Consider the following 15,393-nt stretch of genomic DNA (forward strand, 5'->3'; position numbering starts at 1 on the left):
ATGAAAATCGCGCTTCCCGATACTGATGGACGCCTGTCCGACTATGCCCTCAGCGGCACGCCGATCGCGGCTGCGACACTTGGCAGGAACCCGGCGCGTGTCGTCTATTCCGCGGCTCACGTGGTCGCCGACCCGTTCACAGCCAGCGATCCGTCCGGCCGCGCCGCCGTCGACTGGGAAAAAACCATGGAGTTCCGCCGCTATCTCGCGGGCCTCGGGCTCGGCATCGCCGAGGCGATGGATACGGCGCAGCGCGGCATGGGCCTCGACTGGCCGGGCGCTCTGGAACTGATCCGCCGCACGCGGGAAGAACTGCCGGACGCCGTCGTCGCCAATGGCTGCGGCACTGATCATCTCGACCCGGCGACCGTCACCAGTATCGAAGATGTTCGGAGAGCCTATCTGGAACAGGTCGAGGCGATCCAGAAGGTCGGCGGGCGACTTATCCTCATGGCGTCTCGTGCCCTGGTGCGGGTCGCTGAGCGACCGGACGATTACGTCAAGGTCTACTCCGATGTGCTAGCCGCCTGTGACGCGCCTGTGATCCTGCACTGGCTGGGCGAGATGTTCGATCCGCAGCTCGCCGGCTATTGGGGCAGCAGGGATTTCGACCCGGCGATGCAGACCGCGCTTGCCGTCATCAACGCAGATGCAGCCAAGGTCGACGGCATAAAAATCTCCCTTCTCGACAAGGAGAAGGAAATCGTCATGCGCCGCCTGCTGCCTGCCGGCGTTAAGATGTACACGGGTGACGACTTCAACTATCCCGAACTGATCGAGGGCGACAGCGAAGGATTTTCGCATGCCTTGCTCGGTATATTCGACCCCCTGGCCCCGGCTGCGGCTTACGCGGTGGAGAGGCTTGGCGAAGGGGATCGCGCAGGCTTTCGCGCAACGCTTGATCCGACCGTGCCGCTTGCGCGGCTGATCTTCCGGGCACCGACGCAGTACTACAAGACCGGAGTCGTCTTCCTTGCCTGGCTGAACGGCTTTCAGGATCACTTCGTGATGTTGAATGGCGCGCAGGCCATGCGGCCACTGCCTTACTTCGTCGAGCTGTTCAGGCTCGCTGACCAATGCGGGCTCTTGCGCGATCCGGCGCTTGCCGTGGATCGGATGAAGAAGCTGCTTGCGCTCTATGGAGCGTAGCCATGCGTGATTTCACCACCGACCATTCCGCCCTGGCGCTGAACACCGCCAGCCTCGGGCACAACCTCGATGGCCATGGGGCGGGCTGGTCGCCCGAGCGCATTATCGACGCCTGTGCGGAACGCGGCTTCGGCTCGATCGTCTTCTGGCGCCGCGAGATCGGCTCGCGCGCGATTGAAATCGGCGAACGAGCGCGGGCATGCGGCCTCTCGATTGCCGGTCTCTGCCGCGCACCGTTTCTCGTCGGTGCGGAAGCTGTCGATCGGCAAAGGGTCATCGACGAGGCGAAGTCATCGATCGACATGGCAGCAGGGCTCGGTGCATCGGTGCTGACGATCGTCGTCGGCGGCGTGCATCCGGGAACCAAGGGCACGGGCGAGAGCCTGAAGATCGTCGCCGATCGCGTCGGCGAGATTGCACCCTATGCCGCCGGCCTCAACGTCAAGCTGGCGCTCGAGCCGCTCAATCCTGTTTATGCGGGGAACCGGTCCTGCCTGACGACGCTGCGCGATGCCGTCGATATCTGTGACGTGGTCGGCGCGGCCAATCTCGGCGTCGCCATAGACGTCTACCATGTGTGGTGGGACAGCGAGATCCAAGCCCAGTTGCAGCGCGCGGGCGCCGCGCGGATCTTCGGCTATCACCTCTGCGACTGGCTTGCCGACACGCGCGACGTGCTTCTCGATCGCGGCATGATGGGCGATGGGGTCGCTGACCTGAAGACGCTGCGACGGAGCGTCGAAGACGCGGGTTATGCGGGTCCCTGCGAGGTCGAGATCTTTTCCGCAAACAACTGGTGGAAGCGGGACCCGAGCGAAGTCCTCGACGTGATGGTCGAACGCTTCCGCACAATCTGCTGACGATTTGGCTGCTGACGATTTGGGAGGCAAACATGAAGATCCTGGTCACCGTCAAGCGGGTCGTTGACTACAACGTCAAGATCCGGGTGAAGGCAGACGGTTCGGGCGTCGAACTTGCGAACGTGAAGATGTCGATGAACCCCTTCGACGAAATCTCGGTCGAAGAAGCGCTCAGGCTGAAGGAAGCCGGCAAGGCTGAGGAAGTCGTCGTCGTTTCCGTCGGTCCGGCCAAGGCCGAAGAGACGCTGCGCACGGCGCTCGCCATGGGTGCTGACCGCGCCATCCTGGTTGAGACCGAAGACCAGGTCGAGCCGCTCGCTGTCGCCAAGATCGTCAAGGGTGTGGCCGAGGCTGAACAGCCGGGCCTGATTATCGTCGGCAAGCAGGCGATCGACGACGATTCGAACCAGACCGGCCAGATGCTGTCCGCTCTGCTCGGCTGGGCGCAAGGCACCTTCGCCTCCAAGGTCGAGATCGGCGACGGCAAGGCGCCAGAGTGCACAGCAAGGGTGACGCGCGAAGTCGACGGCGGCCTGCAGACCATCGACATCAAGCTGCCGGCCGTCGTCACCACCGACCTGCGCCTGAACGAGCCGCGCTACGCCTCGCTGCCGAACATCATGAAGGCAAAGAAGAAGCCGCTCGACAAGAAGTCGCCGGCCGACTTCGGCGTCGACACCGCTGCCCGCCTCAAGGTGCTGAAGACCGAGGAGCCGTCGGGCCGCAAGGCCGGCATCAAGGTCAAGTCGGTCGCCGAGCTCGTCGAAAAGCTTAAAGTCGAAGCCGGCGTCCTCTGATTTAAGGAAGGGAGATTTTATCATGGCCATTCTTCTTCTGGCTGACCACGACAGCAACCACCTTTCCGACCAGACCGCCAAGGCGCTGAGCGCCGCTTCGAAAATCGCCAGTGGCACTGGAGCCGATGTGCATGTGCTGGTCGCCGGCGCCGGCGCCAAGGTTGCAGCCGAGCAGGCCGCCAAGCTGGCCGGCGTTGCCAAGGTGCTCGTTGCCGACGACGCGTCGCTTGCCAACAACCTGGCAGAGCCGCTCGCTGCCTTGATCGTCTCGCTCGCTGGCAGCTACGACACGATCGTTGCCGCCGCCACCTCGGTCGGCAAGAACGTCATGCCGCGCGTCGCAGCTCTGCTCGACGTCTCTCAGGTCTCGGAAATCATCGAGGTCGTCTCGTCGGATACCTTCAAACGTCCGATCTATGCCGGCAACGCCATCCAGACGGTGCAGACGACCGAAGCCAAGCGCGTCATCACCGTGCGCACCGCCTCCTTCGCGTCCGCCGCGGAAGGCGGCTCGGCTGCGATCGAGAGCGTCTCGGCCGCCGCCAACCCCGGCGTTTCCTCCTTCGTCGCCGACGCCCTGTCGTCGTCCGACCGCCCGGAGCTGACGTCTGCCAAGATCATCATCTCCGGCGGTCGTGCGCTCGGCTCGTCGGAAAAGTTCAGGCAAGTGATCCTGCCGGTTGCCGACAAGCTCGGTGCTGCCGTCGGCGCTTCGCGCGCTGCGGTCGATGCCGGTTACGCGCCGAACGACTGGCAGGTCGGCCAGACCGGCAAGGTCGTTGCCCCCGATCTCTACATCGCCTGCGGCATCTCCGGTGCCATCCAGCACCTCGCCGGCATGAAGGACTCGAAGGTCATCGTCGCCATCAACAAGGACGAAGAGGCGCCGATCTTCCAGGTCGCCGACTACGGCCTGGTTGCCGATCTCTTCGACGCTCTGCCGGAACTCGAAAAAGCACTTTGAAGCGAACATGTCCAAGATGAGTGATCTGCCCGAACGCGAGAGCATGGAGTTCGACGTTGTGATCGTGGGTGCGGGGCCGGCGGGTCTTGCCGCGGCGATCCGGCTGAAGCAGGTCAATCCGGAGCTGTCGGTTGTCGTGCTCGAAAAGGGCGCCGAAGTCGGTGCGCATATCCTGTCGGGCGCCGTCGTCGATCCCATCGGCATCGACCGGCTGCTGCCGGACTGGCGCGACGAGGCCGACCATCCGTTCAAGACCGAAGTGACGGACGACCACTTCCTGTTGTTGGGACCCGCCGGCTCGATCCGCCTGCCGAACTTCCTGATGCCGCCGCTGATGAACAATCACGGCAACTACATCGTATCGCTCGGCAACGTCTGTCGCTGGCTGGCGACCAAGGCGGAGGAACTCGGCGTCGAGATCTATCCGGGTTTTGCCGCCACCGAAGTGCTCTACAACGACGAGGGTGCCGTCATCGGCGTTGCCACCGGCGACATGGGCATCGAGCGCAACGGCGAACCGGGCCCGAACTTCGCCCGCGGCATGGCGCTGCTCGGCAAATACACGCTGATCGGCGAGGGCGTGCGCGGTTCGCTCGCCAAGCAGCTGATCGCCAAGTTCGATCTCTCCAGGGACAGCGACGTCCAGAAGTTCGGCATCGGTCTCAAGGAACTCTGGCAGGTAAAGCCCGAAAACCACCGCCCGGGTCTGGTGCAGCACTCCTTCGGCTGGCCGCTCGGCATGAAGACCGGTGGCGGTTCGTTCCTCTATCACCTCGAAGACAACATGGTCGCCGTCGGCTTCGTCGTGCACCTCAATTACAAGAACCCCTATCTCTTCCCGTTCGAGGAGTTCCAGCGCTTCAAGACGCATCCGGCGATCCGCGGCACGTTCGAGGGCGGCAAGCGGCTTTCCTATGGCGCGCGTGCGATCACCGAGGGCGGTTACCAGTCGGTGCCGAAACTGTCGTTCCCCGGCGGCGCGCTGATCGGCTGTTCGGCCGGTCTCGTCAACGTGCCGCGCATCAAGGGCAGCCACAATGCGGTACTTTCAGGCATTCTAGCGGCCGAGAAGCTGGCGGCGGCGATCGCCTCCGGCCGCGCCAATGACGAGCCGATCGAGATCGAACGCGGCTGGCGCGACAGCGCCATCGGCCAGGACCTGAAGCGGGTGAGAAACGTCAAGCCGCTATGGTCGAAGTTCGGCACGGCGATCGGCGTCGGGCTCGGCGGTCTCGACATGTGGACCAACCAGCTGTTCGGCTTCTCCTTCTTCGGCACGCTGAAGCACGGAAAGACCGATGCGCAGTCGCTCGAACCCGCAGCGCAGCACCAGAAGATCGACTATCCGAAGCCGGATGGGGTCCTGACCTTCGACCGGCTGTCCTCGGTGTTCCTGTCGAACACCAACCACGAGGAAGACCAGCCGGTCCATCTCCAGGTGAAGGACATGGAGCTGCAGAAGCGCTCCGAGCACGACGTCTATGCCGGTCCGTCGACGCGCTACTGTCCGGCCGGGGTCTACGAATGGGTGGAGAAGGACGGCAGGCAAGTCTTCGTCATCAACGCGCAGAACTGCGTGCACTGCAAGACCTGCGACATCAAGGACCCGAACCAGAACATCAACTGGGTGCCGCCGCAGGGTGGCGAAGGCCCGGTCTATCCGAACATGTAATGGTCGGATGGCGGGCGGCATGGCCTGCGTGGACAGGGCCGGGAGCGAGACCAGAGATTTCTCCGCAGAATGCCGCCTGATGGACTTATAGGACGGTGCCCTGATATCAAGACTGGCGTCTATACGCCTTGTGGTTATAGTCACGGTTGGATAGCGTTGCTTTCACCCTCAGGAGAATGCCTATGATTGCCTTCGTATCGCTTCCGACATCGCTGGCCGCAGCGGCGAGCGGAATGGCAGTCTTGTCCTCGAGCAGAGGATAGTCAGCGCTCCCGTTCGGCTTTGAATACCTTTGGGTTTGTCAGAAAGCCGAAAATGATCACTGAAGTAACGAAAGATGATTTCGATGCGATGCTTGCCGGCTTCGCACGAGAAGGGCTCTATCTTGCGCCCGACGTTGTAATCGCACCTCCGGAAGTGCTGGTCATGCTCCGCAGCCTTGCCGACGACGTTGGGCAACGGTTCGCGCCCGCGGCTTGGTGGATCGTGAATGAAGGCGAAGTCGTCGGCCTTTGCTCCGTCATCAGAGTTCCCCATGAAAGAGACGTTCATATCGGTTATGGCATCGCACCGACGCGTCAAGGGCGGGGCTTTGCTACACAGGCCGTAAGCCAGATACTCTCCTGGGCGCGGAGCGATCCACGGGTCGCTCAGATTTCGGCTGAGACGGGCGTCGAAAACATCGCGTCGCAACGCGTTCTGGAGCGAAATGGCTTCCTGCGTGTCGGCCAACGTGTCGATGCCGAAGACGGCCTCGTCATCTGCTGGCGTGCAATGACAGAGTAAGGTAGCCGAACCGAAGCTTCGGGGCGCCGCCCTGGAGCGTCGGTCGCTTCAGCAGCCTGTTCACGGTGCAGATTTGCCGCCGGACCGCCGGGAGAGCTTTCCCTTCAGATGAACCCGAAATCGACGGATGCGTTAAATTCCCGCCGGTCGTACGGATAGGTGTAGCAGGTGTACCAGATGCTGCCCTGACCGAGCAAAACAATCACTCGTTCAAGAAGGGTCATCCGGTATTCGCTCTTTCGAGCCGGTATAGTCGTCGGCATGTTGCTGGCATCCTCCCAATTTTTGATCTGGCGAGCTTCAGTGTGCGGCCTCCATTTTCCTCATGGCGCGACGGATTTCTCACCTGCGTTGATCTTACTGACTATCCGGCTCGCAAATCACGCACGGAATGCCGAAGAGAGCTTTCAGGATTTTCGATGAAACAAGGCCGCCGAAATCCTCAAAACTAAAGGCAGCGCCGTGCGCCGCCCGGATTGCCGGAGGTGTGTTTCGGAAGCTCCAGGAGATCGTCGGAGGACCAATGCTCTCACACTTTAAAGACCCATCATTGTTTCGCCAGGCAGCCCTCGTTGGCGGCGAGTGGATCGAGGCGGACGCGGCAAACGCGATCGAGGTGAACAACCCGGCGACGGGCGAAATCATCGGCCGGGTGCCGAAGCTCGGCGCCAAGGAAACCAGGGCTGCGATCGAGGCCGCGCGCGTCGCCCAGAAGACCTGGGCAGCGCGCACGGCCAAGGACCGCGCCGGCGTGCTGCGCAAGTGGTTCGAGCTGATGATCGAGAACAAGGACGATCTCGGCCGCATCCTGACGCTGGAGCAGGGCAAGCCGCTCACTGAGGCGACCGGCGAGATTGTCTACGGTGCAAGCTTCGTCGAGTGGTTTGCCGAAGAGGCGCGCCGCATCTATGGCGACCTGATCCCCGGCCACCAGCCCGACAAGCGCATCCTGGTCATGAAGCAGCCGATCGGCGTCGTCGCGGCAATCACGCCCTGGAACTTCCCCAATGCGATGATCACCCGCAAGGCCGGCCCGGCCTTTGCCGCCGGCTGCGCCATGGTGTTGAAGCCGGCTGCCCAGACGCCGTTCTCGGCGATCGCCATCGCCATCCTGGCCGAGCGTGCAGGCCTGCCGAAGGGCCTGTTCAGCGTCATCACCGGTTCTGCCCGCGAGATCGGCGCCGAGATGACCTCGAACCCGGTCGTGCGCAAGCTCACCTTCACCGGCTCGACAGAAGTGGGGGCCGAACTCTATCGCCAGAGTGCCGCCACCATCAAGAAGCTCGGGCTGGAACTCGGCGGCAATGCGCCGTTCATCGTCTTCGACGATGCCGATCTCGATGCCGCAGTCGAAGGCGCGCTGACCGCCAAGTTCCGCAACAACGGCCAGACCTGCGTGTGCGCCAACCGCATCTATGTGCAGGACAAGGTCTATGATGCCTTCTCCGACAAGCTCGCCAAGGCGGTCGCCAAGCTGAAGATCGGCAACGGTCTCGACGAAGGCGTGATCCTTGGCCCGCTGATCGACAAGGCGGCGCTGGAAAAGGTCGAGGAGCACATCGCCGATGCGACGTCCAAGGGCGCACGCGTCATCCAGGGCGGCAAGCGTCACACGCTCGGCGGCACCTTCTATGAAGCGACCGTTCTGGCCGACGTCACCCAGGCGATGGCCGTTGCACGCGAAGAAACCTTCGGGCCGGTCGCCCCGCTCTTCCGCTTCACCGACGAGGCGGATGTCGTCGAGCAGGCAAACGACACCGAATTCGGCCTCGCCTCCTACTTCTACGCCAAGGACCTGGCGCGGGTGTTCCGGGTCGCCGAAGCGCTGGAATACGGCATGGTCGGCGTCAACACCGGGCTGATCTCGACGGCGGAAGCGCCGTTCGGTGGCGTCAAGCTTTCCGGCCTCGGCCGCGAGGGCTCGCGCTACGGCATCGAGGAGTTCACCGAGATCAAATATGTCTGCCTCGGCGGCGTTGCCTGAAACGAGACAAGGAAAAGACCGCGGAGCTCGAGCCCCGCGGTCTTTCAAGTAGAGTGGTCTTTAGAGCCAAACGTCACGCGCGCTGCGGCTTTTTACGCGCGGCCTTCGAGCAGCCTCGTGGCGCGCGCCTCAATGCCTTTCGCGTCGAGCTCGTAGTGCGCATAGAGATGGGTCGGCGGCGCAATCAGGCTGTACTCGTCGTAGATACCATGCCGGGTCAATTTGACCGGCAGGCCCTCGCTTGCCAGCACCTCGGCGACCGCACCGCCCAGTCCTCCGAGCACATTGTGCTCTTCCACCGTTAGGATTCGCGGGCTTTGACCGGCGGCTTCTAGGATGGCGTCACGGTCGATCGGTTTCACCGTCGCCATGTCGAGGAAGCCGACGCTTGCGCCTGCGGCCCGCAGCGCGCGGGTCGCTTCGAGGGCGGGGTGGACCGTGGAGCCTGTGGCAATGATCATGAGGTCCGTTCCCGAATAGTGCGAAATCGCCTTGCCGATGGTGAACGGCTGGCGCTGCGCATAGACCTCGGGATCGCGTCCTCGCTGGATACGGATATAGATCGGATGAGGATAGTCGTTCGCAGCCTTGATCACTTCCTTCAGCTGATTGCCATCGGCCGGCGCGATGACCGTGAGGTTGGCGATCGAGCGCATGATGGCGAGGTCTTCAGTCGCATGATGCGAGGTGCCGTAAAAGCCGAGCGAAATGCCGGCGTGGTGGCCGATCAGCCGAACCGGCAGTTTGGAATAGGCGACGTCCATGCGGATCTGCTCGCAGCAGAGCAGTGCGAGGAAAGATGCGAAGGTTGCGACATAAGGTTTCATGCCGACAGCGGCCATGCCTGCTGCGGCCGACACCATGTTCTGCTCCGAGATCCCGAACTGAACGAAGCGATCGGGATGGAGCGCGTGGAACTTCGCAAGGCCGTTCGAATATTGCAGGTCGGCGGTGCCCGCGACGATCGGCTCGCCCGCAGCGACGAGTTCGATAAGAGCGTCCGAGAGTGCATCGAGGCCGGGTGTCACGGCATTGAGCTGGCGGTATTGCCAGGACTTGTCGGAAAGCGGCTTGTTCATCTCAGATCTCCATCGCTTCGATTTCGGCAATTGCGCGCGCAGCATCCGAAGGGTCGAGATAGCCGAGGTGCCAGCCTGGTTCGGTTTCCATGTAGGAGACGCCCTTGCCCTTGACCGTCTCCGCAATAATCATCACGGGGCGTGTCCGCTCGCGATCGGCCTTGAGCGTGCGAAGCAAGGTTGCGACTGCCGCCACATCGTGGCCGTCAACGACATGGGTCTCCCAGCCGAAGGCCTGCCATTTCTCGACAATCGGCTCGACGCCGATGATGTCGTCGACCGATCCGTCAAGCTGGTAACCGTTGCGATCGATGATGCCGATCAGTTTTCCAAGCCCGTTGTGCGCGCCGAAGAGGGCAGCCTCCCAGACCTGACCTTCCTGTAACTCCCCATCGCCGATCATCACGTAGGTGTAGAAGTCCTTGCCCAGCATCCGGCCGGCAAGCGCCATGCCGCAACCAGCCGAAAGGGCGTGGCCGATCGAGCCCGAGCTGAAATCAATGCCGGGCACCTTCGTCATATCAGGATGATCGCCCAGCGGATTGCCGAGGCGGGTATAGCCGTCGAGCACGTCACGATCGATGAAGTCGAGGTCGGCGAGAAGGGGAAAGAGCCCGACGGCCGCGTGCCCCTTGCCCATCATGAAACGGTCGCGATCCTCCCATTTCGGTTCGCCACGTCTGAGGTCCATCGCGTCGTAATAGAGCGCCGAGAACAGCTCGGCTGCGGAAAAGACCGAGGTGTAATGGCCGACTTTCGCGATCTCGATCAGCCTGATTGTCTCGAGGCGACAGAATTTGGCGCGGTCCTTGAGGAACGCGATTTCCTCGTCAGTCGGTCTGAGGCTGTTTCGGCCCCCGGTTATTTCGATCCTGCCTGGTTGGGTCACGTGCTGTCCTCGTCCTCAAGGTGGGTCGCCCCACGGAATGCTTGATCACGAGGTCTGTTTTAGCTTTAGAAACGCGCGGCCGCCCGCACGAATAGCTGAAAACAATCTTCAACTATTCCAAAGAAATGAACGGGTTGGCTCATGTTACCTAGTGAGGGACGCAAGTGAAGGCGGCGGTTTTCTCAAGGAGGTAAACAATGAAAGACGGGATGTTTGTTTTCGACGCGGCGGTCCATACCCAGGACTTCGGCGACAACCAGATCAAGCCGGGAAGCGACGGCAGACGTGTGAAACTGCTGCGCTCGCAGATCGCCGGCTTCATCAATTTGACGGGTCGCCGAGGGCCGCCGCCGGAAACGGAAACCTTCTCCAACCCCGATCTTGAATGGGGCAACAAGATGCTCTTCGAGAACTCCGACACCGATATGGCAAGCGCCTGCTCCGTGCCGCTGTTCTCGCACTGGCGGGCCGGGCTTGGTCCGGTCGAACTCAGCGATGCCTTCGCCAAGTCGAACCCGAAACGCGTGGTACTCACCGGTGGTGTTGACCCGGCCTATCACGGGCTTGATTTTGCGCTCGAAGAGATGGAGCGCCAGGTCAGGGAACTCGGCGCCGTTAGCATGAAGTTCTATCAGTACCAGCGCCGTGGCTGTTCATGGCGCGCCGACGATCGCGACATCGCCTATCCGCTCTGGGAGAAGGCGATCGAGCTTGGCATCAAGATGGTGCAGTTCCACAAGGGTTTTCCGCTGGAACTCGGCCCGGTCGAGGCCTTCAAACCCAACGACATCCAGTATGCCGCCGCGGACTTCCCCGAGCTGAACTTCGGGATACATCACCTCGGTGATCCCTATGTCGACGAGACGATCTCGATCGCCAGCCGTTTTGACAACATCTACCTGATCCTGCCGCTCTGGTTTAACCAGTACTACCTCCAGCCCTGGAAGATGCTGGCACGCCTCGGCGAAGCCTTGCTCTATGTCGGCTCCGACCGCATCTGCTACGGCTCCGAGGCCTTCATCTGGCCGCATGTCCAGACCTACATCGATACGCTCGCCAATCTCGAAATGCCGGAGGAGCTGCAGGAGCGCTACGGCTATCCGGAGATCACCCGGGAGATGAAGGAAAATATCCTCGGCAAGGCCTTTGCCCGCGGCATGGGCATCGACATCGAGGCCAAGAAGATCGAACTGGGGCTGGTCTGATGACGGCCCGCTCTGCCATATCGACGGATGCGCTCGAAGCTGCTTTTGCGCGCATCCGCCCCCTGATCCTTGGCCATGGCGGCGATATCGAGATCGCCGATATCAGCTCGGACGGCGTCGTGAGCATCAAGCTCGTTGGCGCCTGCAAGGCCTGCCCCAACATGGCGATGACCTATGTCGGGCCGATCCGCACCTATCTCATGGAAGTGGACGGCGTTGCGGAGGTCCGCTGCGAACAGGTCAATGCAAGCATCAAGACGCTCGATCGACTTGCCCGTAGGCTTTCACAACTATAGAATTCAAGGGCGCGCTCGCGCGAGAGCGCGACAGGGTTGAACCACCAAAAAACGCTGTCCGCGATCTCAATGACTCCATGTGACGCAAGGCGGACGCTTTGCTATGGAATGTTCCTTCTGTGCGTCCAAGGTCGCATAATGTATCGACAGGAACGCTTTAGCCGCTTGCTCCCTCGCTCAGTATTTCCATGTACGCGCGATAGACGAAGACTCGGCCACGCCGTCGACCTGTTGCTTCTTCGACGATCCCAAGTTTCTGGAGTTGGTCTAGAGCTGCGTTGACGGTGGGCATGGTTAGTCCGCTCCGTTTCATCGCCGTGGGGGCGGTCAGATAAGGGCTGGTGCGCATGGCTTCGTGGATCTGGAGGACTGACCCCGTACGCTCAGACTCCCTTACGATGCGTTCGCGGTCGCCGTCGAACAGTCGTGCAATTTGATTGGCAGTCTCAAAAGCTTGTTCCGCTGTTTCGGCGATTCCATGTCGGCGGTAATTCGCTTGTTGGAAAGCGGATGGTCAAGAAGCAGCAGACGCGATGGTCGCTCCACGGCGCTCACATGCTCACGCAGGTCCGGACGACCGCGTTGAACGGCGGACTTCGCGATCGCTTCAGGGCACCATTCCGACAGCCAGACCCGAACGTGCCTTCGATATTCAAACCCAAGCCACCCCCTTTGCGCCGCCGGACCCTCGAGAAGTTACCGGTCTCCAAAGGGGCAATCTCAATTAACTGCCAACTCTTAAATTTAGTGCCAGGCTATCTTGTTGAAACTATTGCTGTCGGAGTCTTGCGGTTAAATGCAAAACGACATGGGCGCTTTGTAGCCGCTATAGGCATTGATCCCTTCGGTCGCACCAAGGTCGCCGGAGCGGATCTGCGGCATCTTCGGCAGTAGATCGGTGATTATCTTGGCCACGCTGCTCTTACCCATCCTTGCAAGCGGTCTGGCGATCCGTTCCTCGGCGACGTAGTGAGCGGGCAGGGCTTTTGCTGTCATTTGGACGGCGCAACATCGGCCCCGTGCGCAGTCATGACCCGGAGGTAGTCTTTTCCAAGAGCCCCGTCGTTGTAGTCGCACCAGTCTTGATATTGGACCATACTGACCATCCCTGCGCGAAGAGTTCGCGACGCGTTCTAAGAAGGTGGCGGTTCCAGCGGCTCGAAACTGGTGGTCGAGCATCTGAACCAAACGGTTCCGCACAATCAAGCAGCTCTCAAAAGTTTGCTGCCGTCAGCAGGCGGAAATGTCGCTTCATCGGAAACGCAACAGGCCCGTTATCAGAAAAACGCGCATGACGTGTAGACCCTCCAATCCCATTGCAAGGTCGAGATGCGGTCCGCGAGCCGGCGGTGGAGCTCGTAGCGTAGAAATAATCAGCGGTAAAAGGCGCCATGCAGCTGTTGATGTCGGGTTGGAAAGCCGGCAAGCGTTCACTGCGACCAGAGAGTCACGTTGAAATTGCGGCCACTGCTCATGGATATATGATCAAGGATGGGAATATTGATTATCTTTATATGTTCTATTAAGCTGACCATGATCATTTATTTGTGATAATTTTCTTCTTTATGGACATAAATATATGAACAGAAAGCAAGCCGCGCTCGCGCGAAAACAGTTGGAAAGACGTCTCGCGCCCGTGCGAGAACTCAAAATCATCTCGCCGCCTCGCGGTTGGATGAAGGCCATCCGGGAAGCTCTTGGTATGACCACCCGACAACTTGCCCACCGCATGGGAGCGGCTCCGTCTCGCATACCGGCCATCGAGAAGGCCGAGGTTTCCGGAGCGACAACAATCAAGACCCTTCGTGAGGCCGCTGCGGCAATGAACTGCACGTTCGTCTACGCTTTCGTGCCGATAAAACCGCTCGACGATATCCTTTACGAGCGTGCCGCCGAAAAGGTGGGCGAGGATATGACGAGGCTCGACCACACCATGCGGCTGGAGAATCAGGCGCTGCTTAAGTCGGACCTGGAGGCAGAACGTCGGCGGCTCGTGGAATCCCTGCTTACCGACGCTGCACGGCGCCTTTGGGATGAGGATTGAGATCCATGGCTGAAGATCCTCTATTCGAGCACGACGACGAGGCAAACACCCCTCTACCCCCTGAGGAGCGGGAGCGGCTCATCCCTTCCTACATCACCTTGCGGCACGAGTTGAATGAGGCCGAGCAAGTCAATATCGGCGAGGGCCTGCGGTGGGCAACGTCGCGAAAAAGGGACGTGCTCGACCAGGCTTTTCTTTGTGAGCTGCATCGCCGCATGTTTGGGGACGTTTGGGACTGGGCTGGGGACTACAGAACCACGCCTCGCAATATCGGTATCGATGCCTATCGCATCTCAGTGGCAGTCAGGCAGGTGGTCGACGACGTACGCTACTGGGTCGAACAGGAAACTTTTCCGCCCGACGAGATCGCCGTGCGGTTCAGTCATATGCTCGTGGCCATTCATCCCTTTCCGAACGGGAACGGCAGATTTTCCCGGCTGGCTGGTGATCTGCTGGCACGTCGGCTTGGCCGGCCGCCCTTTACCTGGGGCAGAGCTGATCTGGTGGATGCGGGCGAGACCCGCGCTCGTTATGTTGCGGCCCTTCGGGCGGCTGATAACCACGACATAGGACCGTTGCTGGCGTTCGCCCGCTCTTGAGGTTCGAACGGGGAGTTAGCCAACCGAACTGAACCGAGGAAGACGATATGAAGACATTCACGCAGTCGCAGTGTCGGGCGAAATGAAAAACTGATCCCCTGGAGGTGCGGACGAATTCTTGGACTAACAGGAGATAGTTCATGTATTCGTACGAAGACCGCATGAGAGCCGTGCAGCTCTACATCAAGCTTGGCAGACGCGTGAAGGCCATGGCGGACGCGCTGGGGATACACAAGACGGGCTGACAGATCAGAGATCGCGCACCTTGCCCGGCACGGAAGCGCCTGCCGTGGACAACATCGTGTCCAATACCAAACAACGAGGAAAACCCTCTTCGGCTTTCGAGCCATCGATCAGAAATTTGCCTGAGGCGGGCGGGAGAACGCATCCCGTCCTACCCGCTTATGGGGCGTGAGCCGTCTGTGATTGCCCTGCCAGATGGAATCGAAACCCCGGAGCGTCAGCTTCGAGTGCTGCTCAAGCATGTTGTGCCGCATGGCTCGGGCAATAGCGCGCGAAAGCGTTCTGTCATACGTTCGCTCGCCCGGTCCGGCCGGCACGCCGAGCCTCGAACTGTAGAGCGCGTCGTCAGCTTATGGGCAATGCGCTCGCCTTCATCGAATGCAGCAAGCTGGCATGCCGTCGAGTTTGCGTGCGGGGTTATACCGATGGATGCCGCCATTGCTCTTGGCACCGCCATGGCGACCGTTGCGCTGTCCGACAGAATGGCGACACCTTCGCCGATTACCTGCATGACTGCATTATGTCCGACATTCCGACCACGAGGCGCTGATCATCGAGGACGATCTGGGCAGCGAGTTTCGCTATCGGGGCGGTCCGATTCCACCGCTGAAAGCGCTCGATCAGGCCAGCCAGGTCATCTATATCGGCGCCTTCAGCATGACGCTGCTGCAATCCCTGCGCGTCGGGTACATGATCATGCCGAGGGCGCTAGCGGGAAAGGTGCCGCCGGCTGATTCAGGTTCGCTATGGGCGTTGCCGCAGTTCACCGAACAGATCGTTACCACGATTGAGTCGTCCGACACATCCAATCCGCGTGTCGAGGATC

15 protein-coding genes and 1 pseudogene are annotated in these 15,393 nt (G+C 61.0%); 11 read left to right on the forward strand and 5 right to left on the reverse strand.

Annotated elements, in window-relative coordinates:
* The 6 genes from BLU15_RS20800 (at nucleotide 1) to BLU15_RS20825 (ending at nucleotide 6,228) form a co-directional block, all read left to right on the forward strand.
* On the forward strand, nucleotides 1-1,149 hold the full coding sequence (locus BLU15_RS20800; RefSeq protein WP_090297688.1) for a dihydrodipicolinate synthase family protein: 1,149 nt from the start codon (nucleotides 1-3) through the stop codon (nucleotides 1,147-1,149).
* A gap of 2 nt (nucleotides 1,150-1,151) precedes the next feature.
* Complete coding sequence (locus BLU15_RS20805; protein WP_090297691.1) at nucleotides 1,152-2,009, forward strand: sugar phosphate isomerase/epimerase family protein; 858 nt, start codon at nucleotides 1,152-1,154, stop codon at nucleotides 2,007-2,009.
* 32 nt (nucleotides 2,010-2,041) lie between these two features.
* Entirely contained in the window at nucleotides 2,042-2,806 is a 765-nt protein-coding gene (locus BLU15_RS20810) for an electron transfer flavoprotein subunit beta/FixA family protein (RefSeq protein WP_090297694.1), read from the forward strand.
* Between the two features lie 22 nt (nucleotides 2,807-2,828).
* On the forward strand, nucleotides 2,829-3,770 hold the full coding sequence (locus BLU15_RS20815) for an electron transfer flavoprotein subunit alpha/FixB family protein (protein WP_090297702.1): 942 nt from the start codon (nucleotides 2,829-2,831) through the stop codon (nucleotides 3,768-3,770).
* A gap of 7 nt (nucleotides 3,771-3,777) precedes the next feature.
* Entirely contained in the window at nucleotides 3,778-5,442 is a 1,665-nt protein-coding gene (locus BLU15_RS20820; protein WP_090297707.1) for an electron transfer flavoprotein-ubiquinone oxidoreductase, read from the forward strand.
* A gap of 315 nt (nucleotides 5,443-5,757) precedes the next feature.
* On the forward strand, nucleotides 5,758-6,228 hold the full coding sequence (locus BLU15_RS20825) for a GNAT family N-acetyltransferase (protein WP_060610992.1): 471 nt from the start codon (nucleotides 5,758-5,760) through the stop codon (nucleotides 6,226-6,228).
* A 104-nt stretch (nucleotides 6,229-6,332) separates the two neighbouring features.
* On the opposite strand, the gene BLU15_RS39565 is transcribed toward BLU15_RS20825, so the two are convergent.
* Complete coding sequence (locus BLU15_RS39565; protein WP_156624186.1) at nucleotides 6,333-6,491, reverse strand: hypothetical protein; 159 nt, start codon at nucleotides 6,489-6,491, stop codon at nucleotides 6,333-6,335.
* Between the two features lie 260 nt (nucleotides 6,492-6,751).
* Here BLU15_RS39565 and gabD point away from each other — a divergent pair, with 260 nt between their 5' ends.
* Entirely contained in the window at nucleotides 6,752-8,212 is a 1,461-nt protein-coding gene (gene gabD / locus BLU15_RS20830; protein ID WP_090297710.1) for an NADP-dependent succinate-semialdehyde dehydrogenase, read from the forward strand.
* Between the two features lie 92 nt (nucleotides 8,213-8,304).
* On the opposite strand, the gene BLU15_RS20835 is transcribed toward gabD, so the two are convergent.
* Both BLU15_RS20835 and BLU15_RS20840 read right to left on the reverse strand, forming a co-directional pair.
* Nucleotides 8,305-9,291 (reverse strand): transketolase family protein, encoded by a 987-nt coding sequence (locus tag BLU15_RS20835; protein WP_060582016.1) that lies wholly within the window; start codon nucleotides 9,289-9,291, stop codon nucleotides 8,305-8,307.
* Nucleotide 9,292: 1 nt separating this feature from the next.
* Entirely contained in the window at nucleotides 9,293-10,180 is an 888-nt protein-coding gene (locus BLU15_RS20840; RefSeq protein ID WP_090297713.1) for a transketolase, read from the reverse strand.
* Nucleotides 10,181-10,377: 197 nt separating this feature from the next.
* Between BLU15_RS20840 and BLU15_RS20845 the strand changes: the two genes are divergently transcribed.
* Together BLU15_RS20845 and BLU15_RS20850 are read left to right on the forward strand one after the other, a co-directional pair.
* Nucleotides 10,378-11,385: an amidohydrolase family protein gene (locus BLU15_RS20845; RefSeq protein ID WP_060605037.1), complete on the forward strand. Its 1,008-nt coding sequence runs from the start codon at nucleotides 10,378-10,380 to the stop codon at nucleotides 11,383-11,385.
* Nucleotides 11,385-11,681: a NifU family protein gene (locus BLU15_RS20850; RefSeq protein ID WP_090297717.1), complete on the forward strand. Its 297-nt coding sequence runs from the start codon at nucleotides 11,385-11,387 to the stop codon at nucleotides 11,679-11,681. Before BLU15_RS20845 ends, BLU15_RS20850 begins: the two co-directional genes overlap by 1 nt.
* A 157-nt stretch (nucleotides 11,682-11,838) precedes the next feature.
* Here BLU15_RS20850 and BLU15_RS40870 read toward each other — a convergent pair.
* Both BLU15_RS40870 and BLU15_RS20860 read right to left on the reverse strand, forming a co-directional pair.
* Nucleotides 11,839-12,159: pseudogene (locus tag BLU15_RS40870) on the reverse strand (Fic family protein); the annotation flags it as partial.
* A 314-nt stretch (nucleotides 12,160-12,473) separates the two neighbouring features.
* Nucleotides 12,474-12,677 carry a hypothetical protein gene (locus BLU15_RS20860; protein WP_176960320.1) on the reverse strand — a complete coding sequence of 68 codons (204 nt, stop codon included), beginning with the start codon at nucleotides 12,675-12,677 and terminating at the stop codon, nucleotides 12,474-12,476.
* Between the two features lie 583 nt (nucleotides 12,678-13,260).
* Here BLU15_RS20860 and BLU15_RS20865 point away from each other — a divergent pair.
* Nucleotides 13,261-13,725, forward strand: coding sequence for a mobile mystery protein A (locus BLU15_RS20865; protein WP_034798540.1), 465 nt, complete (start codon nucleotides 13,261-13,263; stop codon nucleotides 13,723-13,725).
* A gap of 5 nt (nucleotides 13,726-13,730) precedes the next feature.
* Complete coding sequence (locus tag BLU15_RS20870) at nucleotides 13,731-14,324, forward strand: mobile mystery protein B (RefSeq protein WP_090297719.1); 594 nt, start codon at nucleotides 13,731-13,733, stop codon at nucleotides 14,322-14,324.
* Nucleotides 14,325-15,393: the final 1,069 nt, after the last annotated feature.

It is taken from the genome of Ensifer sp. YR511 (assembly GCF_900103045.1).
Lineage (GTDB): Bacteria > Pseudomonadota > Alphaproteobacteria > Rhizobiales > Rhizobiaceae > Ensifer > Ensifer adhaerens.